General features: G+C 40.9%; 24 protein-coding genes. 5 read left to right on the forward strand and 19 right to left on the reverse strand.

Features of this window, described 5'->3' with window-relative positions; all coding sequences use genetic code 11:
- The first annotated feature begins 17 nt into the window (after nucleotides 1–17).
- The gene (locus tag B2746_RS06505) at nucleotides 18–1,250 is read left to right on the forward strand and encodes an ABC transporter permease (protein WP_290792046.1); all 1,233 of its coding nucleotides are present in this window, start codon (nucleotides 18–20) and stop codon (nucleotides 1,248–1,250) included.
- An 80-nt stretch (nucleotides 1,251–1,330) separates the two neighbouring features.
- Here the strand turns inward: B2746_RS06505 and B2746_RS06510 are convergent, their stop codons facing one another.
- Nucleotides 1,331–1,495: a hypothetical protein gene (locus B2746_RS06510; protein WP_290792047.1), complete on the reverse strand. Its 165-nt coding sequence runs from the start codon at nucleotides 1,493–1,495 to the stop codon at nucleotides 1,331–1,333.
- On the reverse strand, nucleotides 1,492–2,220 hold the full coding sequence (locus B2746_RS06515) for an RNA methyltransferase (RefSeq protein WP_290792048.1): 729 nt from the start codon (nucleotides 2,218–2,220) through the stop codon (nucleotides 1,492–1,494). Before B2746_RS06515 ends, B2746_RS06510 begins: the two co-directional genes overlap by 4 nt.
- A 22-nt stretch (nucleotides 2,221–2,242) precedes the next feature.
- On the opposite strand from B2746_RS06515, the gene B2746_RS06520 reads away from it, so the two are divergent.
- Complete coding sequence (locus B2746_RS06520; protein WP_290792049.1) at nucleotides 2,243–4,573, forward strand: BamA/TamA family outer membrane protein; 2,331 nt, start codon at nucleotides 2,243–2,245, stop codon at nucleotides 4,571–4,573.
- On the opposite strand, the gene truB is transcribed toward B2746_RS06520, so the two are convergent.
- From truB to B2746_RS06555, 7 genes are read right to left on the reverse strand one after another with little or no spacing between them, the layout of a single operon-like run.
- Complete coding sequence (truB, locus tag B2746_RS06525) at nucleotides 4,550–5,311, reverse strand: tRNA pseudouridine(55) synthase TruB (protein WP_290792050.1); 762 nt, start codon at nucleotides 5,309–5,311, stop codon at nucleotides 4,550–4,552. The genes B2746_RS06520 and truB overlap by 24 nt on opposite strands.
- Entirely contained in the window at nucleotides 5,301–6,386 is a 1,086-nt protein-coding gene (locus B2746_RS06530; RefSeq protein ID WP_290792051.1) for a M48 family metallopeptidase, read from the reverse strand. The genes truB and B2746_RS06530 overlap by 11 nt, the downstream gene beginning before the upstream one ends.
- Nucleotides 6,387–6,395: 9 nt before the next feature.
- A complete protein-coding gene (locus B2746_RS06535; protein ID WP_290792052.1) occupies nucleotides 6,396–7,742 on the reverse strand; it encodes a DUF58 domain-containing protein in 1,347 nt (448 codons plus the stop codon).
- The gene (locus B2746_RS06540) at nucleotides 7,742–8,719 is read right to left on the reverse strand and encodes an AAA family ATPase (protein WP_290792053.1); all 978 of its coding nucleotides are present in this window, start codon (nucleotides 8,717–8,719) and stop codon (nucleotides 7,742–7,744) included. The genes B2746_RS06535 and B2746_RS06540 overlap by 1 nt, the downstream gene beginning before the upstream one ends.
- Entirely contained in the window at nucleotides 8,719–10,011 is a 1,293-nt protein-coding gene (locus tag B2746_RS06545) for a DUF4350 domain-containing protein (RefSeq protein WP_290792054.1), read from the reverse strand. The genes B2746_RS06540 and B2746_RS06545 overlap by 1 nt, the downstream gene beginning before the upstream one ends.
- Nucleotides 10,008–10,640, reverse strand: coding sequence for a DUF4129 domain-containing protein (locus B2746_RS06550; RefSeq protein ID WP_290792055.1), 633 nt, complete (start codon nucleotides 10,638–10,640; stop codon nucleotides 10,008–10,010). The genes B2746_RS06545 and B2746_RS06550 overlap by 4 nt, the downstream gene beginning before the upstream one ends.
- 16 nt (nucleotides 10,641–10,656) lie before the next feature.
- The gene (locus B2746_RS06555; RefSeq protein WP_290792056.1) at nucleotides 10,657–11,625 is read right to left on the reverse strand and encodes a stage II sporulation protein M; all 969 of its coding nucleotides are present in this window, start codon (nucleotides 11,623–11,625) and stop codon (nucleotides 10,657–10,659) included.
- Nucleotides 11,626–11,697: 72 nt separating this feature from the next.
- Here B2746_RS06555 and B2746_RS06560 point away from each other — a divergent pair, with 72 nt between their 5' ends.
- Nucleotides 11,698–12,465, forward strand: coding sequence for an RDD family protein (locus B2746_RS06560; RefSeq protein ID WP_290792057.1), 768 nt, complete (start codon nucleotides 11,698–11,700; stop codon nucleotides 12,463–12,465).
- 3 nt (nucleotides 12,466–12,468) lie between these two features.
- Here the strand turns inward: B2746_RS06560 and B2746_RS06565 are convergent, their stop codons facing one another.
- From B2746_RS06565 to proS, 3 genes are all read right to left on the reverse strand, one after another.
- Nucleotides 12,469–12,924, reverse strand: a complete 456-nt coding sequence (locus B2746_RS06565) for a DUF5362 family protein (protein ID WP_290792058.1) — start codon at nucleotides 12,922–12,924, stop codon at nucleotides 12,469–12,471.
- 29 nt (nucleotides 12,925–12,953) lie between these two features.
- Entirely contained in the window at nucleotides 12,954–13,403 is a 450-nt protein-coding gene (locus tag B2746_RS06570) for a hypothetical protein (protein WP_290792059.1), read from the reverse strand.
- An 83-nt stretch (nucleotides 13,404–13,486) separates the two neighbouring features.
- Nucleotides 13,487–14,962: a proline--tRNA ligase gene (gene proS / locus B2746_RS06575; RefSeq protein ID WP_290792060.1), complete on the reverse strand. Its 1,476-nt coding sequence runs from the start codon at nucleotides 14,960–14,962 to the stop codon at nucleotides 13,487–13,489.
- Nucleotides 14,963–15,079: 117 nt separating this feature from the next.
- Here proS and B2746_RS06580 point away from each other — a divergent pair, with 117 nt between their 5' ends.
- Both B2746_RS06580 and B2746_RS06585 read left to right on the forward strand, forming a co-directional pair.
- Nucleotides 15,080–15,937, forward strand: a complete 858-nt coding sequence (locus B2746_RS06580; protein ID WP_290792061.1) for a hypothetical protein — start codon at nucleotides 15,080–15,082, stop codon at nucleotides 15,935–15,937.
- A gap of 89 nt (nucleotides 15,938–16,026) precedes the next feature.
- Nucleotides 16,027–17,586 carry an OmpP1/FadL family transporter gene (locus B2746_RS06585; protein ID WP_290792062.1) on the forward strand — a complete coding sequence of 520 codons (1,560 nt, stop codon included), beginning with the start codon at nucleotides 16,027–16,029 and terminating at the stop codon, nucleotides 17,584–17,586.
- On the opposite strand, the gene B2746_RS06590 is transcribed toward B2746_RS06585, so the two are convergent.
- The 7 genes from B2746_RS06590 to B2746_RS06620 all read right to left on the reverse strand — a co-directional run bounded on the left by B2746_RS06590 (nucleotide 17,576) and on the right by B2746_RS06620 (nucleotide 25,190).
- A complete protein-coding gene (locus tag B2746_RS06590) occupies nucleotides 17,576–18,922 on the reverse strand; it encodes a GH1 family beta-glucosidase (RefSeq protein ID WP_290792063.1) in 1,347 nt (448 codons plus the stop codon). The two genes, B2746_RS06585 and B2746_RS06590, sit on opposite strands and share 11 nt — an antisense overlap.
- 43 nt (nucleotides 18,923–18,965) lie before the next feature.
- Nucleotides 18,966–19,895 carry a tRNA (adenosine(37)-N6)-dimethylallyltransferase MiaA gene (gene miaA / locus B2746_RS06595; RefSeq protein WP_290792064.1) on the reverse strand — a complete coding sequence of 310 codons (930 nt, stop codon included), beginning with the start codon at nucleotides 19,893–19,895 and terminating at the stop codon, nucleotides 18,966–18,968.
- The gene (locus B2746_RS06600) at nucleotides 19,879–20,445 is read right to left on the reverse strand and encodes an IS1096 element passenger TnpR family protein (RefSeq protein ID WP_290792065.1); all 567 of its coding nucleotides are present in this window, start codon (nucleotides 20,443–20,445) and stop codon (nucleotides 19,879–19,881) included. The genes miaA and B2746_RS06600 overlap by 17 nt, the downstream gene beginning before the upstream one ends.
- 62 nt (nucleotides 20,446–20,507) lie before the next feature.
- Nucleotides 20,508–21,926: a CCA tRNA nucleotidyltransferase gene (locus B2746_RS06605; protein ID WP_290792066.1), complete on the reverse strand. Its 1,419-nt coding sequence runs from the start codon at nucleotides 21,924–21,926 to the stop codon at nucleotides 20,508–20,510.
- Nucleotides 21,927–21,950: 24 nt separating this feature from the next.
- Nucleotides 21,951–23,003 (reverse strand): glycosyltransferase, encoded by a 1,053-nt coding sequence (locus tag B2746_RS06610; protein WP_290792067.1) that lies wholly within the window; start codon nucleotides 23,001–23,003, stop codon nucleotides 21,951–21,953.
- Nucleotides 22,975–24,123 carry a glycosyltransferase family 4 protein gene (locus tag B2746_RS06615; RefSeq protein ID WP_290792068.1) on the reverse strand — a complete coding sequence of 383 codons (1,149 nt, stop codon included), beginning with the start codon at nucleotides 24,121–24,123 and terminating at the stop codon, nucleotides 22,975–22,977. The genes B2746_RS06610 and B2746_RS06615 overlap by 29 nt, the downstream gene beginning before the upstream one ends.
- Complete coding sequence (locus tag B2746_RS06620) at nucleotides 24,123–25,190, reverse strand: glycosyltransferase (protein ID WP_290792069.1); 1,068 nt, start codon at nucleotides 25,188–25,190, stop codon at nucleotides 24,123–24,125. Before B2746_RS06620 ends, B2746_RS06615 begins: the two co-directional genes overlap by 1 nt.
- Nucleotides 25,191–25,214: the final 24 nt, after the last annotated feature.

Consider the following 25,214-nt stretch of genomic DNA (forward strand, 5'->3'; position numbering starts at 1 on the left):
GACTAAAACCATGCCGATTGAATATCGCCGGATTCATTGCACGTAAAGTAGCGTTTAATAATCAGCAATCTTTTTCCAGATTTATCATCCGGCTGGCGATTGCTGCCACCACTATTAGTGTGGCTGCAATGATATTGGCACTGGCATTTACGAATGGATTTCAGTCTGCCATCAGTCAGAAAATCTTCAATTTCTGGGGGCATATCCGGGTACAGCATTATGAACCCAGCAAATCGGTGATTTCAGAAGAGTACCCGATTGATCGCAATGATACAGTAGAACAATTAAAGCAAACGATTCCAGGAATCAGGGGAATCCAGGCCTACGCAACTAAAAATTCTATCTTAAAAACGGAAGAAAGTCTGGAAGGTGTATTATTTAAAGGCATTGACCGGTTTTATGATTCGGTGCGACTGAAGAGTTTTCTAAAAGAAGGAAGATGGATGAACTATCCCGATTCCGGATATAGTAACGAAATTGTTTTAAGTGCTTATACAGCCGGGCAGTTAAAATTAAAATTGAATGACCCAATTTTAATCTATTTTATTCAAAACGATGGCAGCCCGCCCAGAGCAAGAAAACTTACTGTTTCAGGCATTTACAAAACGGGGATTGAAGAATATGATAAACTAATTGCTATAGGAGACATCCGGTTAATTCAACGGTTAAATAACTGGACAGCAGATCAGGTAGGTGGCTACGAAGTTTTTCTGGAAAATCAGGAGGACATGGACCAGATCAATGAAGCAATTTTCAGCCGCTTGCCCATGTTATGGAACAGCAAAACAATTTTTGAGATCTATCCGAATATTTTTGACTGGCTGGCCCTTCAGGATCAAACGATTGGCATCACATTAATTATAATGATCATTGTTGCTGTATTGAATTTAATCACCTGTTTGATTATTCTGGTTTTAGAACGAACCCGTATGGTAGGCATATTAAAGGCTTTGGGTGCGAATGATAAAACCATACAGCAAATATTTCTATATCATGGTGCACTAATTACATTATTGGGAATTGTTTTGGGAAATATACTTGGATTCACCCTTTTATGGTTACAAAACAAGTTCAAATTTATCCGTTTGCCGGAGGATATGTATTATATCGATAAAGCTGAGATACTGGTCATTCCCTGGCAGATTTTAGCTGTCAATTTTGGTACATTTTTAATTTGCCTGGCTGTGTTAACCATCCCCAGCTTGATTGTACGCAATATTCAACCAGTAAAGGCGATACAGTTTAAGTGAAAGGTGAAAGGTGAAAAGTGAAAGGAGAGAGGTGAATGGTGAATGGTGAAGAGGGTGAATTGACACTTTCACTTCACTATTCACCCGTAATTTTTGCGGGACTCTCTTTTTCCCTTTTTCCTCCTCCCCCCTTTTTCCTCCTCCCCCTTTTTTCCTCCTCCTCCCTTTTTCCTCCTCCCCCTTTTTTCCTCCTCCTCCCTTTTCTCCTCCTCCTCCCTTTTCTCCTCCCTCCTTCCTCCCCTCACCCCACCAGTTCCGACAATATTATTCCGGTGGCTACAGCTGCGTTAAGAGATTCGGCAGAGCCGATCCGCGGAATAGTCACAAAATGATGGAGAAGTACTCGTAAATCAGGACGGATACCACGTGATTCATTTCCAATTACAAGTGCAGCTGGCGGATGTACTTTTGCTTCCCTGATGGGGGTCCCTTCCAATGTTGCTGCGATAAAATCACGGTGAGGGTGTGATTTCACATAAGCTATCAGATCCGTATAAACGATTTCTACCCGCCCAATACTGGCCATGGTACTTTGCACAACTTTGGGATTAAACGCATCTGCACAATCTTCACTACAGATGATTTGTTGAATTCCGAACCAGTCTGCAATCCGGATTATAGTTCCCAGATTGCCCGGATCCTGTATTCCATCAAGCAAAATTTGCCAACCGCCAGGAACGATCTCCAAATCGGGCTTTTCAAAAACGCCCAGCACCTGATTGGGTGTTTTCAAAAAGGAAATACGCTCAAGTTCGGCACTATCACAAGTTTGGGCCCATGGTTTGCCCTGCCATTCAGTGTGTAATAACCACCATCCTTCCAGACCATATACAAGCCTTGGCTTCATATGAGGCAAGGCAATTAATTCCTCTACTGTTTTGGGCCCCTCGGCAATAAACAAGCCTTCCTCATCTCTGAATTTTTTATGGCTCAAACTTTGGATATATTTGGCCTGATTTTTCGTCATCATTTGATATATTTTTCATCAGCCTATGTTATTAAGCAACAACAAGTATTACACCCGAATTTCATATTTGCGGGTGTACGGGTGCCTGTTGCTGTTTGTACTAACCGGTTGTAAGGTTATTAAAAACTATCCAAGTCCCCAACCATTTGTTTATAAAACTACGATCAAACTCGAAGCAAAACTTCCTTCAGCTGAAAAGGCAGATCTGATCAGTAAAATAGAAAACCAATTAGCAGACAGCTTACAGGTGCGTTATCGCAAAAAAGGATTTCTTAAAAAGCAAATGGAAAGGCCTGCTGTATACGACACCAATTATGCAGCAGAATCCATTGGCTATATCGATGATCTTTTGAGAGCTTACGGTTATATGTACGGACAAATAAGCTGGGACAGTTCCCTAACCCAGGTGGAGGACCAGAAAAGAGTAACAACCAATTTTCGGGTTATACCAGGGAAGGTTTTGCGGATAGACTCTATTGGCTTTGATTTCCGTGACAGTACCCTGCAGGCATTGGTTACAAGCAATCGAAAAGAAAGCAAACTCAAAAAAGGAGAGCCTTATAGCAATGAAAAGGTTTCTTCGGAAATTGACCGGTTACTCAATATATTCCGCGACAATGGCTACCTGAAAATCACCAGAGAAGATGTTTACGCTCAGGTAGATACGATTGTAGCTGCACTGATAGACCCCGGTCTTGACCCTTTTGAACAAATCCGCTTATTGGAAGAAGTCCAAAAAAGACGGGAAAATCCGCAAATTGACGTAATATTCAAACAGCGGGGCACTGAAAACCCTGAACATCTGCAACAATACCGGTTTCGTTTCATTCGGTTTTATCCCGACCTCTCCCTCGTTCAGGATAGTACCATTCTTGCTAAAAAGGATACCATTACACGTAATAACATTAGTGTAATCCGTTCAAAAAACATGACCAAGCCCGGGTTTTTAGCAAGAAATAATCAGATGATGCCGGGCAGTCTGTATCGCCAGAAAGATGTTTATCGCACCAATAATGTTTTTCAGCAAATGAGTGCCTGGCAACAGGTGGGCATTGATCTATTTCCAATAGACAGTTTGGGTGTAGTGGATGCCGAAGTAAATATGTACCTGGCGAAAAAGCAAAATATTTCCGTTGATCTGGAAGCCAGTCGGAATGCCACAGATCTGATTACCACAACAAATCTATTTGGTATTGCTTTGAACTTTGGACTCCAGGATCGGAACCTCAGCAAACAATCGGTGTTGGCGAGTACAAATTTCCGGTTTGGAATTGAACTAGGCAATCAGGGTCGAATTATCCAGACTTTTCAAACCAGTATTACCCAAAGTTTTACCATCCCTAAATTCGTTGCACCATTCAAAATCAGGCAGGAACGAAAATTTCAAAGTTCCCGGACATTATTAACTGCCAGCGGATCCATTACCAACTTACGAGATTTTTTGCGCGTACAGTCCATAAATACCTCCATAGGTTATGAATGGATGAACCAAAAAAACCGGAACTGGTATTATAGTCCGCTTAATGTTGAATATGTGCGTTTATTTAAGACCGATAGCTTTTATAAACAGGCTGCCATCATTCCAAATCTGGAAAACTTCTATAATGACGGACTGATCATTTCACAATATCTTATCCTGAGAAATGCCTGGGCAAGAAACAATAAGGTTTACAATCTCAAGATACAGCTCGAAGAAAGCGGTGGTATTTTTGGAAATATCAAACAATTTGACCTGAACTCAAGGTTGTTCCGTTTTGCAAAAGCCGACATTGATTTCAGACATTATATAAATATGGGAAGCAAATCCTGGGCATTCCGGTTCTTTGTTGGTTTAGGTATTCCCTATGGCAAACAGAATGATACAAGCGGAAACATCGTAAGGGAACCAAGTTTGCCATTTTTTAAATCCTATTTTGCAGGCGGACCAAGCAGTATGCGTGCCTGGCAGGTTCGTCAATTGGGACCGGGTTCATCTAACTATTTTCAGGGGGCCAATACGTTCCGATTTGCCGATTTTCAGTTAGAATCCAATGTAGAATACCGCTTTCCACTTGGTACATTGTTTGGCATTAATCTCAAAAGTGCCTTTTTTGCAGATATCGGAAATATATGGTACCGGAACAATCAGGGAAACCCGGCACTTGATGCCGGTGTATTTAGATTAAAACATCTATATCGTGATATTGCAGTAGCCGGGGGAACCAGTCTGCGTCTTGATTTCAATTATTTTATGATTCGATTCGACTGGGCCTATAAATTAAAAGATCCTCTTTTTGCAGACCAGAAAAATGGCTGGTTCCAGAATGTGAATATTCTTAAAGGACAGTTTCAATTAGGAATCAATGCCCCCTTCTAATTCCTTGCTGATATAGATGGAAGCAGCATCCATTGAAAATGCATTTTCTACCAGGAAGGAACCAATTCTGGTGCGTCTTAAACTGGTGAGATACCCACCACAACCAAGGGCTACCCCCAGATCATTAGCCAGACTTCGTATATAGGTACCAGTAGTACAAATTACTTTAAAATGCAATAAACCTGCTTCCTGCTTTTGTATACTAAATTCATGAATGGTTACCGGTCTGGGTTCCAATTGAACCTCCATTCCTTTTCTTGCCATCTCATAAACCCGCTTACCATTGATTTTAATGGCAGAATGAATGGGGGGTACCTGCATTATCGGACCCCTGAAGGCTGCCAATCCAGTTTCAATCTCCGTTTCACTTATTAGTTGTCCGGATTGTGAACGAACCCCTTCTGCACTAACCGAATAGCCCGGAGTTGGAACCGGCGCTGATTCCAGGTCGTAGGTTGGAGTGGAGGCACCCAATTGAATAGTGCCGGTATATTCCTTTTCCTGCGACATATATTCATTTATTTTTTTGGTGAACTTACCAGTACAAACAATCAAGAGTCCGGTTGCAAGCGGATCAAGCGTACCGGCATGTCCCACTTTTTTTGTTTTAACCTGATTTCTAAGTTTGCGAACCACATCAAAAGAAGTCCAATCAATTGGCTTATCAATGAGCAATACCTGACCGGCTGCAAATGGGTTCTCCGCAATTGAATTATTTGTCATTTGATTACCATTCATTTGGTGAGGGTTGTTGTACCTGTTTCCATTCAGTAAGAAGTGCTGTGGGAGTTTCAAAATCAACCGGATGTTCTTTTATGAACTGTATAGCTGTTTTTTTACGTTCACTCGTTAATGGATGGGTACTCAAAAATCCAGGCAAGGCAGTGCCGGAATCCGCTTTCTGTAACCGATCCATAAGTCCAACCATACCCTGTGGATTAATTTTGTTGGACATCATTATTTCCATTCCTTTTTGATCCGCCTCTTCTTCCAGCGACCTTGAATAAGACAGTGTTCGAAGATGATCTGCTTGTCCGGCTATAGATGCCCCGATCGAACCAAGATCACCAAAAACCATAGTCAACAAAACCGAACCGGATAATTGACGAAGGATCGAACGCAGACTATGGCGCTCATTAATATGACTGGCTTCATGCCCTAATAGAGCCACTAATTCTTCCGGATCCTTCATTTCATTCAGGATGCCCTTGTAGACTACGATATGCCCACCCGGTATGGCAAATGCATTGATGGTTGTATCATCAACCACTGTAAATTCAAGTGGATAATCAGTACTCAATTGAAGATGCCCTGCAAAACGTTTGAGCGATCTGCTCGAAATAGTATCAATCTTTAATCCATCAGCCATTGAATGAAAAATCATATCCCCCAATTCTTTTTCCTTTTCTATGGAAACCAGGTGCAACCCTACACTGGTTAGCAACGATATAAGACCAAAATATGCAGCAACTAAAAATGCTGCAATCCCAATGAATACTACCGGCCATTTCCAGTTTCGCCGGATTTTTTTGCCAACATTCCGACTGCCATTTATTCTTTCCAGAATTTCTGGCAAAAGCAGATGAGCATCGGAAATTGTTAATATATCAGTATTACCCGGCAGTAAGGATAGTTTTGCGTATTGATCGTTCTTTTCCTGAAGGCGAATGGCCTCTAATTCATAAGCGCCCAGGAAGCTTTCATCATTGGCATCATATAACTGAATGGCTTGATCAAACAATAAAACCCGTACCAGTTTTGCCGGGTTCACCAAACTGGATTGAAACCATACTTCGTGTTGCTTATCTAACATACAGCAAAATTAAATAATCTGTCTGGCCTTTAATTCAAGGTATTTGTTAATGGTTTGGGTTGTAAGTAAATGCGGAGGGGTCAGGATCGATTGAATTCCATATTTCTGCAATTCTTTAACCATTCGTCGCTTTTCGGTAATAAATTTTTCAGTGATTGTTTTTATATATAATTGTTCAAGATCATCTACAGGTGTCTGCACAATTTTCTGCAATTCGGTATTTTCAAAGAATACCACTAATAATAAATGCTGTTTAGCAATTGACCTAATATAAGGTAGTTGACGTTGCAAACTGCTCATTGATTCAAAATTTGTAAATAGGATCAACAGGCTCCGATGGGTAATCCTGCCTTTTACAAGAGTAACCAGTTTTTCATAATCCGCTTCAAGAAAATTAGTTTGTTGCCTGTATAATGTTTCTGCAAGCAGACTCATTTGTATTCCTTTCCGATCAGCCGGCACCATTTTACCGCGGTTTTCATCAAAACAGATTAATCCTGCTTTGTCATATTTCACCAATGCCACTCGTGATAATACCAGGCTGGCATTGATGGCATAATCGAGTAAACTCATTCCTTCGAAAGGCATCTTCATCACCCGGCTTTTATCAATCAAACAATAAACCTGCTGGCTTCTTTCATCCATGAAATTATTTACCATGAGTGACCCCCCTTTTCTGGCAGTTGCTTTCCAGTTTACATTTCTGAGATCATCACCTGAAACGTATTCCTTAATTTCTTCAAACTCAAGGCTATGGCCCAATTTTCTAATTTTTCTGCTGCCAACTTCTCCTGTAGTTGCATTATGTGCCAATAATTCATAACTGCGAAGTGAATGAAAAGAGGGCCAAACCATTACCATTTTCTCTGCAGGAAGTACAAATTTTCTTTCTGCCAAACCCAGTGGGCTGCTTACCATGCAATTGATTGAACCGAACCAGTATTCACCTCTGGTTAACGGCTTTAAAGTATATCCCAGAAATTGTGTTTCACCTTGTTTTAATTGGATAAATAACTGTAAAGTTCTTTCCTGAAACTGCGCTGGAATATCATCGAGTACTTCTACATTAATCTTAAATGGATAGAATGATTTCAATTCCAGACTTATTTTATTTTCATCTCCATTGCTAAAAATATCCGCCATTTTTCTTTTAGCCTGCAATGCATCCGGTTGCCGAAATAAAAGCAACACATCAATCAATAAAACCAACAGAACTAGGCCAAGCAGAATCAATCCAAGCTCAAACAGAATCGTAAAAAAATAGGTGAGTATAAAAAAACAGGTGATTCCAATCATCACCCAGACAAGGCGGTTGGTTATAAAAAGCTGTTTAATAAATTGCAGGATGACTTTCATCAGCGAGGCACTTCAATTGATTGAATAATTTCCTGAATAACCTCATCGGGCGTTCCCCCTTCCATCTCTTTTTCCGGTGTTATGATAATTCTATGTCTTAATACTGGAGCTGTAACAAAAACGATGTCTTCCGGAGTTACAAAATCACGGCCATTAATTGCAGCGTAGGATTTTGATGCATTCATTATACCAATGGAGGCCCTGGGTGAAGCGCCAAGGTAAATATGTTTATGATTTCTTGTTTGTGCTACCAGAGAAGCAATGAAACCTAATAATTTCTCTTCTATATGAATTTGTTTTACCTGTTTTCTGAGGTTAAGGAGGAGCTCTCTGCCCATAACCGGTTGAATCGTATTCAACAAGTTCTCATTCCCCTGTTCATGATGAAGTTTAAGGATGGAAACTTCCTGATCGGGACTTGGATAACCAACATTAATTTTGAAAAGAAATCGATCCAGTTGGGCTTCCGGTAAATGGTAGGTTCCTTCCTGTTCTACGGGGTTCTGCGTTGCAACCACCATAAAGGGAGCTCCCATTTGATAGGTTTGTCCATCTATGGTCACCTGCTTTTCCTCCATAACCTCAAAAAGTGCTGCCTGAGTTTTTGCAGGCGCCCTGTTAATTTCATCTATCAGGATAAGGTTGCTGAAAACGGGACCTCTCCTGAATTGAAAACTGGCCTGTTGCGGATGAAATATACTGGTACCTAAGACATCGCTGGGCATAAGATCCGGTGTAAACTGAATTCTTGAAAAGCCTACATCCACAGCTTTGCTTAGCAGCCTGGCGGTGAGTGTTTTCGCCACACCAGGTACCCCTTCAATCAGCACGTGACCATCTGCCAGAATTGCAACCAGCAAAAGTTCAATCATATTTTCCTGGCCAATAATCACTTTAGCTACTTCCTCCTTAAGGGAATCCACAGCGAGATTCAGGTTAGCCAAATTTGTTCTTTCATCAAAAATTTGTTCTTCCATCAGGATCGTTTTATATGAAAATTTTCTATTAAATCATTTATATGTAACAGTTCCTCATCTGACACGGCACCATGCTCATCAATCATTTTAAATTCGTTCAACAAACTTTTAATAAGTCCCTCTTCTACACCAGACTTAAGTGATAGCTGAGCAGCTAATACTGAATCAGGTTGATTACTGGTAATATTATACTGATTACGGATAAACTCCCGGAAATGCGACTCAATTTTTCTGGCCAGGTCTTCATTGTCCTTATGCTGATAATAAAGCCGTCCAATTGTTTTTACAAAATCAAGTGAACTATTTTCCAAAGCCGGCAAAACGGGTATCACTTTACGTCTCCGTTTCAATTCACTGATAAGAAGAAGACCGAGCATTATTAATATAGTATATAATGCCCATCGCAGAGAAGGGTATTTCATTAAAACACCCAAACTCGAAAAATTACTTTGATTCGGATCAGCATGCCGATAATATTCATCCCACCAAATGGTAGAATAGGAATCTGGCAATCCTGCCAAAAGATTGCTCCAGAATTGCTGATTATTCTTATGAAGGAGAAAGAAATTAGTAAGTTGAAACGGGTTTGCCAACAAGGTAATTGTTCCGGAATCTTTCCGAATTCGGATGATATTCGGACTCCCTTTTTGAGTTTTTCCTAAAATTTCCCACCCAAATGCTTCATCGGAAACAAAATATTGCCCTAATCCAAAACCTGGATAACCATATGTACTAAATGGTTTATCATTCGAAGGCCGACCCAAAAAAACGACCGAATCTTTTTTCTTAAAGTTTACTTCTTCTACTTCCAGCTTTACTTTTAGCGTATCCAGAAAATCATTGCTAAAATCAAATGCTGCAATTACCAAATGATTTCCATAGCCAACATATCCCAACAGCTTCTCTATCTCCTTTTCAGTGGGATAAAACTGTGGAGAGACAATCAAATATAATTCCTGTTCAAAACTTTCTTCGACCTGCTGTTCATCTGTTTCAACAACATCATCAAGTAGTGAATCTTCTTGAACCGGCTCCACATAATCCGATTTAATCCAGTAATATGATTGAAAATTAGCTGCATTTTCGGGAGACATTTTTTGCGCACTAACCATACCTGGTAATGGATAATAATGTTCCAGACTATTATATGCAAACCAGGTTCCATAGGGAATTTTATCTTTGTGCCAGAGACTGATACGCGGATTAATATATTTTTCATTTGAAGAAAAACAACCCGTAATCAGGCTGATTAATAAAATAAAAACCACTATTTCAATCTTTTTCTTCCTCATACACTCTTTCTGAAGATTGAAAATTCCTGTTGAATCTGTTGGTATTTAGCGGCATCGGTTTCAAAACCGCCATAATAAACAAAGTCATAAATTCGGGTCAGGTTGCGGAACGCAGCAAATGATGGATGCTTTCGTAGCATTCTCAAATAGGCGGAATTGGTCCATTCAGGATGATATTCTACCAATGATTTATCTCTTAAAAGAAACAACAGAGAAAGATATTGAAGTCTTACTGCTTCGCGAAAATCATGTTCCTTTTCTGCTTTTTTCAACAACTCTTCCAATCCTGGCTCATGTTTATCCTCTTCCTGAATTCCCTGTCTTTTCTTACGAATCGATTTTTTTGAAAACAGCAGCATATTCTGCTCACTTAACAAGCGGTACAATGCATAAATCAGCAATATTGCGACAATTGCATATAAGAGGAATCTGAAAAAGGAACTTCCCATGAATTGCTCCAACCATCCCTCTTCTTTCACATCATCAGCTTCCTTTTCGGGACTACTCCAATATGCGGGATCATTGGCATAGGCGAATTCTTTCAGATTCTTTATCGAATCAAGTTCTGCCGCTTTTATAACCGGTGCATCCTGCGCATTGGTATTTTTTATGGGAACGCAAAACAGCAAACTGAATAACAGAATACTATATAACTTGAATATTTTCAGCGTTGAGGATTTTATTCGTCAATTTAATTGGATAATAGATAAAATACCATCCGATAAAAGCAAAGGATAAAAGCAATATAGCGCTGCTCAAAAAAACAGGCATATTTGTATATCGGGTTATAAAACCTTCAAAAAACGCTGCTGTCAGAAAAACAGGCACTAATCCAATCATGATTTTCATGCCATCTTTTGCACCTGTTTTTAAGGATTGAAGTCTTGTATAGGTACCTGGAAAGAGCATACTTCTGCCAATTGCCAATCCTGCCGCACCGGCAATAACAATTGCAGATATCTCCAGTGCCCCATGAATCCAGATCACCAGCACAGATTCCCATCCCAATCCTTTACTAAAGAAGAAGTATTGAAAGGACCCCAGCATTACCCCATTTTTAAACAGCATATAAATGGTTCCAATGCCGGCAAAAAATCCGGAAACAAACATATTAAAAGCAACCTGGATATTATTCAATGCGATGGTCAAAAACATCATCAGCTGATCCTCCTGTTTATAAACTCCGAAAGGATCTCCTTTGGCTATATTATCCTCTGTCATCTCAACGTATCCACTACCTAAAACACCCCGAACAAATTCCTGATCCCGGGCAGTGGAGAAAGCGGCAATCAGTGCAAAAAGAAAAAATACGATAAAAGAATAGGCCAGTGAGCGATGATGTTTTCGAATTACAAGCGGTAACTCCAATACCCAGAATTGCCGGATTCTGGATCGTTCTTCTTTTTTATTCTGATAAATGGCCAGGTATCTTGAGCTTGCCAATCCATTCAGGTAAGTGGTGACCTGGCTTTGCGGATAAAAAGTTTTGGCATACCCAAGATCATTTACCAGTTCGGCAAACTGATTGGCCAGTTCATCCGGGCTGGCAGCATGCTCCTCCTGGATAGCTTTCCATTTTTTTATATTATTTTGTAGAAATTTCCCTTCCCGCATAGAGCAACAATATAAGGTCAAAATTTTATTTCCGGAAATTAGAAAGGGGTATTATCTTTTCAGCCTGTTATCATGCCTGTTACCCGACTTCATACCGGCTTCAATATAGAAGTAGAATTTACCGTCAGTGCTTTCCACAAGCGATTGCTAGCCTGGATAATCGACTTATTGGTTCTTTTCATTTATCTCTGGTTATGTAATAAATTAGTAACAGCACTATCCGGCGTCACCCAAAGCCGGCAATATGGATTTTTGGATTTTCTTTTATGGATTCCGGTTTTACTGTATTACCTCCTATTTGAACTATTTACAAACGGACAATCACCCGGAAAAAGAGTAATGCGAATCAGAGTAATTACTGCTACTGGCGGACAACCAACAATAAGTCAATACCTGATCCGGTGGATGTTTCGTTCCATCGATTTTCCAACCTGGTTGTTTTTTGCGCTGATGTATACCTATTGGCCCTGGTATCTTTTTCCTCTCTTATTTACAGGATTGGTCTGTTTTATATTAACCCCGAATTCCCAACGGGTAGGTGATTTGCTGGCGGGCACCATCGTAATTGATACCAATACTGAATCGAACTGGCAACAAACGGTATTTATGGAAGTGGAAGATGCCTACCAACCTGTTTATCCGGGAGTAATGGGATTAAGTGACCGCGATATGAATACCATCAAACAGGTATTGATATATGCCCGCAAAAAGCCCAACGATCCTGTATTGCATCAGGTAGCCTTAAAAATTCAAACGGCACTCAGAATCGAAACCGATCTGGATGCCGTTGAATTTCTTGAAGTTTTATTAAAGGATTATAATTTTCTTTCCAGGCGTTAATAGTTAAAAGGAAAATGCTGCAAATAGTCCGCCTCCCACTATAGCTAAAGCATAGAAAGAAAGTATAATTATGGTAAGAATACCCATAAAACGAAAGCAGGATTTCAGGTTACGGAAGGATGCCTGCAACTGAATAGGTTCATTCGTTTGAATTGCCGTTTTCATTGCAACGGAAAACCGGTACAAATACAGACAGGGGAAAAAATACAACGCTGCAATGGCTACATAAAATATTGATATAAATACGGAACCAGCACCGGCGAATGTTCCTGCAGCACCACCCATACTGCTTAAACTGCCCATTACGGTACCCATGAAAATACCAGCCAGTAACATTATGGCACAAACAACAAATCCAACAATTGACAAAAATTTAGCCCACTTAGCTGTTTCAGCCAGAAAGCCGGTTGATAACCCATCAATTTGTAATTCGAAAAGATTGGTTTGGGGAGTTTCCATTTTTTATTGTTTTGAGTTAATAGATGAATTTATTGTGCGCCCCATTTCAACATGGATGCCACACCTGTGATGCTTACAAAAACGACATAGAGTCCAATAAGCAGAAAAAGCCAGATAGCGAGATAACGAAAAAACGCCCGCAAGCAAATCAGTGAAATAGTCAAACTGCTCAGATTCGCTTCCTGTCCTGCTTTTTTCATGTGCGAACCAAATCGATATAACCAGCGGAAAGGAAAATAAAGAAACAGGCAGGACAAAATCGCGCCTACACAGGTAGCAGCTGCCAATTCACGTATGGCCGGATCTTTTATTGGCAAAAACAATAAAGTATTGGCTGATCGAATTCCAAGATATACCAACCCCACTAAAAAAAGATACCCTGCAATGGCAAGCCATCTTGCCCATTTGGCAGCATCCTGAAGAAGGAGCCAGTTTCCGGCTTCCACCTGAATTGAATCCTTTGAATTAGCAGATTCCATATAAATAAAATAGAAATATAAAAAAAACATGCAGAAGCTGGCAGCTCCTGCATGTTTAAATTTTATTGTGCAAGGAAAATATTTTAATACGCCCGGGCAAACAAGACTCTTTGAGTACTTGGTTTACCTGTCAATATACAGGTTCCGGCTTCTAATTTATTGTTCAGTGGGATGCATCGGATAGTCGCTTTTGTTTTATCCTTGATGGCCTCCTCAGTTTCGGCTGAGCCGTCCCAATGGGCAGACAGGAATCCTCCTTTTTCATCCAGCAGACGTTCAAAGCTTGCCCAATCGTTAACTTCTGTAATATGGGAATCACGATAAGCCTTTGCTTTATTGAACATATTCAGTTGAATATCTTCCAGCAGAGTTTTCACCTGCAGTGCCAGATTTTCCAACGGCATACTTTGTTTTTCTTTGGTATCTCTTCTGGCAACTTCAGCTACTTTATTTTCAAGGTCACGGGCACCCAGAGCAATTCTTACCGGAACTCCTTTCAATTCATATTCAGCAAATTTCCAACCTGGCCTGGTATTATCACTGTCATCGTATTTAACTGAAATGCCCAGGGCTTTCAGATCTTTCATTATTTCCGCTACTTTTTCGCCAAGAAGTGCCTTTTGTTCATCTCCCTTATAAATTGGAACAATCACTACCTGAAGGGGGGCGATTTTGGGCGGCAGAATCAGTCCCTGATCATCACTATGCGCCATTACAAGTGCTCCAATCAGACGGGTACTAACTCCCCAGCTGGTAGCCCATACAAATTCGAGCTTATTTTCTTTGGTTAGAAACTTCACATCAAATGCTTTGGCGAAATTCTGTCCCAAAAAATGGGAAGTGCCTGCCTGCAGGGCTTTTCCATCCTGCATAAGGGCTTCAATACAATAGGTATCTTCCGCTCCGGCAAAACGCTCAGAAGGTGATTTCACACCTTTAATAACTGGAACAGCCATAAATTCTTCCACAAAACTGGCATACACATCCAGCATTTTTTCCGTTTCTTCGATTGCTTCTTCCCGGGTTGCGTGAGCGGTATGGCCTTCCTGCCATAAAAATTCAGCCGTTCGAAGGAATAAGCGGGTACGCATTTCCCAACGAACCACATTGGCCCACTGATTTATCAGCAATGGCAGGTCGCGATAACTTTGAATCCAGTCTTTGTAGGTATTCCAGATAATGGTTTCAGATGTTGGACGAACAATAAGTTCTTCCTCCAGCTTTGCCTCCGGATCCACCACCACACCTCCACCATTTGGGTCATTCTTGAGCCGGTAATGGGTAACCACCGCACATTCCTTGGCAAACCCCTCCACATGAGCAGCTTCTTTGGAAAGAAAACTCTTGGGTATAAAAAGTGGGAAATACGCGTTTACATGGCCGGTTTCCTTGAACATTCGATCGAGCTGATCGCGCATATTCTCCCAAAGGCCAAACCCATAAGGTTTTATTACCATGCATCCCCTGACTGCTGAATAGTCAGCCAAACCGCCTTTCAAAACGAGATCATTGTACCACTGGCTATAATCCGCTTCCCTGCTTGTAATTTCTTTACTCATTCTAAGTGATTGGGTTTTAACATTTAACTTGCAACGAATGGTCAAAATTGACTGTCTTATTCGTATTTTAGTAGAGCGAACGCAAAAGTAATTTTTTAACTCATTAATCGCTGAGCCATGAACCTCAATTTTTCCTTACTCCTGGTTGGTGCTGCTGTAGTTACCCTAAGCAGTTGCTCCGTATATAAATCCGGTCAGACGCCGGATGATGTATATTTCTCTCCGGGAAGAACAGGAGCTGCCTATGCATCCGGTAATGATGATAATGGTTCCGACTATCTGGAGACCAATAGTCGCAGGCGCTATAATGAACGTTATACGGAGCCCGGCTATGCGGACGATCAGTATATGCGGATGGCGATTGCAACCGGCCGCCGCCCCATGTTTTTTGACGATTTCGCCATGATGAATCCTTATTATCGGAATAACTGGGCATTCAATAGCATGATGGTTTGGAACAGTCCTTTTAATAGTCCATGGAACTCCATGTATATGTGGAATAGCTTTTACAATCCCTATTGGGGTGTTGGAAACGGATTCTATGGTGGTGGCTTCGGCTTTGGATGGTCCCCAGGATGGGGAAGTGGCTGGGGCTCCGGCGGATGGGGAGGTGGTCATTGGGCCGGTGGTGGTTATATTCCAAAACCGGGGTATTTTACAAGTCCGCGTCCAAGCCGCCCAAGATCCGGTTTTACCATGGGAAGTTACCTGAACACCAATAACAACCGAAACAATTACCGCGTAAACAACGCCTACAACGGTAATTACAATAACCGGAACAATTACAACAATAACCGTAGTTATAATAACAATAACCAACGGAGTATGTACAATAATAACCGTTCCTCGAATTCTTCCGTGGATCGGCCAACTCCAACCCGCTCTTATACTCCTTCCTCCAATTCCGGCGGAAGCAGCAGAGGCAGTTCAGGCGGAGGTGGCGGTGTAAGCCGTCCGACCAGAACCGGAAATTAATTTAAACAAACTTTTTAGCGGAGGAAACAACCAAAACAAGGCGGGTTTCCTCCTTTTTTATACCCATCCTGTATCTAAAGAAGAGGCACATGCGAAAAAAAGTCCTGTTAATTACATTCAGTTTATCCTCACTTGTAGGTTTTGCTCAAATTCCGGAAGATGCCATCCGGATGTCATGGACCACTCCAAGCGGAACAGCACGCAATCAGGCAATTGGCGGAGTAATGGGCTCACTTGGGGGCGATATCACATCGAACTTTATCAACCCGGCCGGAATTGGAATGTACAAAACAAGCGAACTTGTTCTTACACCGGGCTTTAACTTCATCAATAATAATGGTACATTCAGAGGTACCAAATCAGGCCAGAATAGTTCCAATGTTTTTTTTGGTACCAGTGGTTTTGTTCTGGGCATTCCTTCCAATCCAAGAAGCCGGAATAATAACAGTTCAGCATTTAGTATTGCTGTGAATCGTTCAGCTGACTTTAATCAAAAAATCAGGTATCGCGGACAGAATGATTTCAGTTCTTTTTCCGAAGCTTATGCATCTGAAATTGCAAACTCCGGCTTATCATTGGACGATGCATTAAATTCAAACGAGATTTCTTTTCCGGCACGGATGGGATTGTATACCTATCTGGTTGATACGCTGACCACACCGGGATTTGGTACAGAAGTAGTAGCTTCTCCCCTCAGGTATGCCTTTGAACGCGATACGGCATTTTTACTTAATCAGGAAAATTACATTGAAACTACGGGTGGTATTACCGAAGTTGCCATCAGTTTTGCCGGATCCAGCAAGGATAAACTTTTCTGGGGCGTAAGCCTTGGTGTACCTATTGTGAATTTTGAAAAGCAAAGCACGCTGACAGAGTCTGATGCAACGGATAATACCAATAATTATTTTAATGAAACCAGTTTGAGGGAACGTTTCTCCAGCAGAGGAGTTGGGCTTAATCTTAAAATGGGACTTATTGTACGACCAATAGAATCCATCCGCCTTGGTGCAGCTATCCACACACCAACTATTTATGGATTAAGAGAAACCTACGATGCAGAATTATTTGCAGATCTTGAAAATTATAACGCACCAACTACGGTAAATATCAGGGATCTCAATGAAGGATTTACACCTGAGTACAGGTATGACTTAACCTCACCCTGGAAATTTATGGTGAGTGGTTCCTATATTTTTGGAGAAGTTGCCGATACGAAAAAACAACGTGGTTTTATTTCTGCCGATCTTGAATATGTTACGCATAGTTCCAGTCGTTTCCGTGACGCCGAACTGGATGCGCCCAGTAATAACACCTATTTTAATTCAGTAAACAATGTTATCCGGGATATATATAAAGGCACTATCAACCTGAAAGTTGGCGGTGAATTAAAATTCAATACCCTGATGGCAAGAGCTGGCTTTTCTTATTATGGCAATCCCTACAGGGATGAAGAACTGGACGGAAAACGGATGTATATCAGTGGTGGTTTAGGGTACAGAAACAAAGGATATTTTATCGATCTGGCTTATGTGCACAGAATCACAACCGATACTAATTTCCCCTATCGATTATCAGATAAGGCCAATACCTTTGCTGACATAAGTGGCGGTGGTGGAAATGTGGTGGCTACTGTTGGTTTTAAATTTTAAGGAAATCACGCCACCAGAATCCAGAATCTTTTACGGTTCGGAGTTGTGTTTTAAGATCTACATGCACTAGTCCGAACCGTGCTTCATATCCCTCCGCCCATTCGAAATTATCCATCAGTGTCCAGGCAAAATAGCCGCCAAGTTTTACTCCCTCCCGTTTACATCGCATCAATGCTTCCAGGTATTGTCGGTAATAATCAATGCGCGGCTGGTCATTAACCCTGCCCTGTTGCAATGTGTCTTTAAACGCTGCACCATTTTCGGTAACCATAATTTCTTTTATAGCTCCGTATTTCCAGAACCTTCGGATGATATGCTGGAAACTATCTGCATTGATTTCCCATCCCATTGCAGTTACCGGCACTTTTCTATCCTTTGGTTTGACTTCTGAAGCCTGTATCAAAGGAATAAAAGGGTTTTGTTTTACAACGATTGGGAAATAATTCTGAATTCCAATAAAATCCATGTCGAATTGCATCTGGCTTGCATATTTCCAGCTCTTATTCAACCGATTCATTTTTTGAACAATACCTCTGTCATCTTCCGGAAACCCCTTTCCTAAAAGAGGTTCAATAAAGAGTCGGTTTATAAACAAATCAATTCTTTTTGCTGCTGCGATATCGGATGGGGAATCTGTAAACGGAATTACTTCTGAACAGGAAAAACTGGTTCCAATTTTGGTATCCGGAATATACTGCCGCAATACCCGACCCCCATCTGCCTGGGCAATGGCAGCATGATGAACTGCCTTTAAAAATCCATCCATCGTACGCCGACCTGGCGCATGAATTCCCAATAAATGTCCAAGTGTGGTAAAACCGGATGGTTCATTTAATACAATCCAGTGTTTTACGGCAGGAAAATTTTTTGCACAAACTTTTGCGAAATGCCTGAACCAACGATTGATCAACGGGCTCTCCCATCCACCTTCCGCCTGTAATACCTGCGGCAAATCCCAATGGTATAAGGTAACAAAAGGGGTAAGTCCCAATGCATAACATTCATCAATTAATTCCTGATAAAAAGCAATTCCGGCCGGATTTGCTTTTCCGGAACCATCGGGAAGCACCCGCGACCAGGAAATACTGAAGCGAAAAGAGTTGAAACCAAGTGCTTTCACAAGTAATAAATCATCTCTGTAACGATGAAAAAAATCACAGGCGGTGCTTGGTTTGGCAGCTTTTTTAATCACCCCTTTTCGCCTTGCGAACACATCCCAGATAGAATTGGATCTCCCTCCTTCCAATACGGCACCCTCATTTTGAGCAGCAGAAATGGCAACACCCCAATGAAACTCTTTACCAAAGGCCGAAGCCTGCAAGGCAGATTTAACCATGGGCGAAAATTAGCCAAGTGCCCTCTATCCGAAAATTATTAAATTATGAAATCTGTTGTTGTATGAATGACCGGATCCCCTGCTGATCCTGAGGATGAAACCACTTGAAATCAGGATCTTTTTTAAACCAGGTCATTTGACGTTTGGCATATTGACGGGTATGCGTTTTTATTTGTTCAATGGCTGTTTGAAAACTTATTTGGCCATTGAGAAAGGCAAAGAGTTCGCTATAACCTACTGTTTGTAAGGCCGGGATTGAATTTTCCGATTTTCCAACGGATCTAACTAAATCTGCGACTTCTTTCACTTCCTCCAAAAGTCCGTCCTGTATCATGAGATCAACCCTGTTGTTTATTCTTACAACCAATTCTTCCCTGGGTAATTCAAGGCCAATTTTAATAGATTCAAATGGCCGTTCAGCGGTTTTTCCCGTTTGAAAACTGCGAATACTTCTGCCTGTAGATTGTACTACTTCCAGGGCTCTCATCAATCGCTGGGGATTCAATATTTCACCGGTAGCATAGTATAAAGGATCCTGTTCTTTAACAGCCGATTGTAACCATTCCAACCCATTTGCTTCAAATTGATGAATGATTGCCGTTCGAATAGCTGGATTAATTGCAGGCACTTCATCTAATCCTTCTGTGAGCGCTTTAATGTACAACCCGGTTCCACCAACAATAACTGCAGTAGTATGGTCAATAAAAAGACGGTTAAGGCATCCCAGTGCAAATGTCGCAAAGCTGGCAGCGCTCAGGTCCTGCAATATGGAATGGGAGGCAATAAAATGGTGAGGCACAGCCTGCAATTCATCCGCCGAAGGCCTGGCCACACCAATGGTAAGTTCTTTAAAACATTGACGGGAATCTGCTGAAATAATTTCTGTTTTCAGCCATTGAGCCAGACTAATGGCTGCGGCTGTTTTTCCAACTGCAGTTGGTCCGGCTATAATTATACTAAATTTCTTCTTCACTGCTTTCCTCTTCAGCACCAAACTCATCCTCCGGGCTGTCATCATCACCACCTTCGGTACCAAATCCCTCAGCACCGGTTTGCAGGTCGTATTTCTCCTCCATTTCTGCCAGCTTATCCCCTACCAGTCCTTTGGTACCATACTGAGATGGGGCAATACCTTCCACCCGAACAGTAGCAGGATAGCTGATTTTGGGATTTTCTTCTTTTGACACGTTGATCAGTTCAACTAAAAAAGTCCAGTTGCGAACAAAATCATAGAGAAATATAAACTTCTGGTTGGGATCAAATATTTCCGTTCCTATGGGAGTATCCGCCATCAATAAAGGTTCCACCACATAGGTTTTGTCATATTTCTCCAGGCTTATTTCCCGACCACGCTGCCAACTGTCATTACTTCTGAAAAAAGTAGCAGCATGCTTGGAGTCAAATTCATATGCTTTAAGAATTGCCTGCTGCAGGTCAGCAAAATGCTGTTTGTGACGGATTGCGATATCCCGGTAAACACTATCGTCTTCTTCAAAATAGACCCTGAACTTCAATATTGCCATAACGGTATCTGCTGTTGATTTCGGGCGTAAAATAGCACCTTTTCTTGAAAATGCAGGAGTGATTACTGCTTTGGGTGCAGGTTATATTCCCTGGCTTTCTCAACCATCAGGTTAAAGGCAGCTTCATAACTATTGGGAATTTCACCATCCAGAATCGCTTCCCGTATCTTATTTTTTATTTCTCCCACAATTCTGCCCGGTGGAAGTTGAAAAGTCTCCATAATCTGCTCCCCGGTAATAGGTGGCTGCCAGTTCCGGATCCGGTCTTTTTCTTCCACTTCCTGGAGACGTTCGCGAACCAGATTAAAATTACTGAGGTAGCGCTTTACCTTGAACTTGTTTTTGGATGTAATATCAGCGGAGCAAAGCAGCATCAGGTCATCAATCTCTTCTCCAGCATCAAACAGAAGCCGGCGAATAGCACTGTCTGTAATATTTTCTTTTGTCAGGCTGATTGGACGCAGGTGCAATTCCACCAGTTTACGCACATAGCGCATTTTTTCATTTTGAGGAAGTTTGAGTTTGGTAAATAATCGGGGCACCATTCTGCCGCCTACCACTTCATGGCCGTGAAAAGTCCATCCATGACCAACTTCAAACTTTTTTGTTGCCGGTTTTCCAATATCATGCAGAAGTGCAGCCCAGCGCAACCAAAGATCATTGGTATGAGGAGCAATATTATCCACGACCTGCAGTGTATGATAAAAATTATCCTTGTGTCCCTTGCCATCAATGTATTCAGCACCCGCCAGATCCACCATCTGTGGGAAAATTATATGCATCAATCCAGATTGGTAAAGCAAATCCAGGCCTACTGAGGGTTTATTGCTCAGCAAAATCTTATTAAATTCTTCCGTTATGCGTTCCTGCGATATAATTTTTATTCTGTCTACGTGCAAACAGATTCCGCGCCAGGTGGTTTCTTCAATTGTGAATCCCAATTGTGAGGCAAAGCGGATAGCTCGTAACATTCTCAATGGATCATCACTGAAAGTTTGTCCGGGTTCCAGGGGCGTTCGGATAATTCTATTGGCCAGATCTTCCAATCCATTAAATGGATCTGCCAGTTTTCCATAATCCGTTTCATTCAGGCTTATTGCCATGGCATTGATGGTAAAATCACGCCGATGCTGGTCCTCCTTCAAAGTACCCGGTTCAACTTCCGGATTTCGGCTATGGTACCGATAACTCTCTTTTCTGGCTCCAACAAATTCTATATCAAACTCATCAATTTTTAGGGCAGCGGTACCAAAATTCTTATAAAAGGCAATATTTGGAGAGGGGTTAAACTGCTCTGCAACAGCCCTTGCCAGTTCAATACCATCCCCAACACATACGATATCAGCATCTTTTGTGGAACGATTCAGTAATTTATCTCGCACAAATCCCCCAATTACATAGGTTTCCAACCCAAGTGATGCTGCAGCATGCGCAATTTTCTTAAACACAAACAATTCCTTCGCAGTACAATTAATATCCATCGGTCTGCAAATTAGCTTAATTGTTCATATTCCATTCATGACCTCCCTGCAAATTGCTACAAGTTTGCGGGCAATTTCAATATGATTGTATTGACCGGTAATAAGATTAAAGGTATTTTCCCCTAATTTTTTTCTTTCAGCTTCATCATTTTTTAATTGCAAAATAGCAGCTGCAATTGATTCAGGACTTCCTTCAACCAGCAAAGCGTCTTTCTTATCAGTAAAAACCTCAAGTATGCCGGTAGTTCTTTTGGTGATGATTGGCTTCTTTAATGCGGCATAGTGATAAACTTTATTTGGGATAACAAGGTCAGCTTTTTTTGTTTCTCCAAAAATCCCCAGGCAACAGTCAAACTGGTTCATTGCCAGATTTAATTCAGTTCCGTTCAGCCAACCTGGGAAACTGATATTGGTCAATTTGTATTTTTCAAGGGCTGTAAATTTCACCTTCTCAAAATCAAACCCATCCCCTATTAGGTGGAACCGGATAGCCGGCTCTTTCTCCAGTAATCTCGCTGCTTCAATAATAGTAAAACATCCCTGCAGAGGTATAAAGGAACCATAAAATCCCACGTCAAAAAAAGATGTTTCCTTTTGCATCAGCATTGGAAAATAGTCCGCTGTATTTACCCCCACAGGTAAAACTCTTAATTTGTTTTCATTTATTCCGATGACCGTTTTAAAATAATTTAGATGCGCTTTTGTATCACATACAACCATATCAGCCAAAGACATTGCTATCTTGTCCTTCAAATAGTTCTTGAGTGCTCTGATTGAATAAGGACTGATAGTTTTGTAATCAAAGACCTTGGTGAGATACCTGGAAATAAGCGGATCAAAAACAATCGGTTTTTTTGTAAGGTACCGAAGTCGGGATACATCCCTGTGACAAAAGGAAGGAATAAAAACAACATCTGCTGTTTCAGCCAGCTGCTTAAACTTTTTTTTATCAAAATCCTTAGATCCGGTGTATCTGTAATAAGAAACTTCTATTTCCGGAATTAGTTCCAATCCATCAAAAATGACACGGGATCGATTGTAATGGGGGTCAAACTGCCCGGCTACCAGTATTTTCATAAGGTGTGTTTTTTTCCAGAACAGCATTATATAAGCTTATCAGATCAGCAGCAATTCTTTCATCACGAAATTGTTCAGCAAATTGATATCCTTTATCCACACAGTTTTGATAACATTCTGTATCATCCTGAAGTTGCTGAATAATTTTACCCATAGCTATATAATCCATCGCAGGAATATAAAAGCTATCCGGACCTCCAGCTTCTTTGAAACAGCCCTCTTCATTTGTGATTACAGGCGTTTTACTGAAGAGCGCTTCAATAATTGGAATCCCGAATCCTTCATAAATGGAGGGATAACACAACGTAAAAGCCTGCTGGTAAATTATAGCCAATTCAGCCATAGAAACACCTTCCAGAAATTGAACACGGGATTTCAATTGATTTTTATCGATAAATTCTTCCACTGTTTTTTTATACCCGGTAGCTTTACCTACAACAACCAATGGAAAATTATGATGCAACAGGCTTTTAACTGTTGTAAGGAGGTTTTTTCTGGGTTCAATAGTTCCGACATTTAATATGAATTCCCCAGGCAATTTGAATTTTTGCCGAACAGCCTGAACAACAGCTGAATTATAAATTTCTTTAAATGCCGGATGACAACCCTGATATATAACTGTAATTTTTTCTTTTTCAGTACCCAGGTATTTTATGATATCATTTTTGGTTTGCTGGCTGATGGCAATAATACGGGTAGCATCTTCAGCGGCTTGTATTGATTTTTGACTTTGAATAATTCTATCCGCTTTTTTATACCATTCCGGGTATTTATAAAAAATAAGATCATGCAGTGTAACAACGGATGGAATACCTGAATTTTGAATGCCTGCAGGCAACTCATTACTGAGTCCGTGAAAAATATCCAACTGATCTGTTTGCAATTGCCTGATTATCCATTTTCTTCTCCAGATGGAGGACATTTTTCTAAATATCCAGTTTTGGGGAAATATTTCACGGGTATTCTCAACTTTAAACGCAATGCTCCCTGGCCTGGGATTGTATAAAAAGAGTTCATGCTGCGGGTAATGGGTAGCCAGTATTCTTACCAGATCACGACTATAATTACCTAACCCTGATCTGTTATGAAATGCCCGTTTTGCGTCAAAACCAACTCGCACTACCTGCTTTTTAAGTGTTTTGTAATAGTAGTCATTATTGTCCTATACCGATTTATTATATACTCCATACTATGAAACTGCTTCACATAGGCTGCTGCAAGGGTAGTCATTTTTTCTTTCAACTGATTATTCTCCAGGATTTCATGAATTCCGGCAGCTATAGCAGATGCATTTTGTATTTCGCATACTATGGCCCTTCCATCCGCACCCAATTCAGCCAAACCGCCTGCATTTGTTGTCACAACTGGCACCTGGTTCAAAAATGCATCCAACACACTACTTCCTAATCCTTCCTGTTCAGAGCTCATAACAAAAACATCAATAATCGAAAAGAAATCTTCCACTTTCTCGTAAAAACCCATGAGCAAATAATTTTCCTGCAGGCCAAGTTCTTCAATCCGTTGCTGTACAGCTGGCTGCAATTCACCTTTACCAAAATGAAGGAAGACAAAATCAGCCCTGATTTGTTTTAATGCAGCAATGGCATTAACCATCGTAATGGGATCTTTATGTTGTACAAATGCTGCCATTGTACCAATTATAAAAGTGCCGGGTAGTATTTTCTTTTCACTCAGAACCTGAATAGCTCGTTCCCTATTCAAGGGTTGTGGCACAACTATAGAAGAAACCACTTCAATATCATTCCGGCCTGAGAAATCAGTTACGATTCTTTGAATTGCCTTACTTATCGCAAGGATTTTATCGGTTGCCCGGTATTTCAGCCTGGTAAAAAATCCTTTAGGAACAAAATCAACCCGGCGAGAATAAACAACCGGACGCTGATGAAATAATTTGGTAAAAACCGCGTAAGTAAGGATTTGGGAAGTTTGTGCATGTAATAGAGAGAAACTGTTCCCTTTCCCAATCAGAAACCAAATTATTTTCCATACTGAATTAAATCCATAGGTAATAAAGCCAGCTTCAACCGATTTTTTATATAAGGGATTACCTTCCCGGCACAATAGATGTACTTCATAGCCGGCCTCCCGCAACCCTATCATATTATATAATGTTTGTCTCTCTCCTCCCCGCCAGCCTTTTTCAAAATTCAACTCAAGAATTACCATACTTTACTACTTGTCCGGCAAAAA

The organism is Flavihumibacter sp. UBA7668, assembly GCF_002483205.1.
Taxonomy (GTDB): domain Bacteria; phylum Bacteroidota; class Bacteroidia; order Chitinophagales; family Chitinophagaceae; genus Flavihumibacter.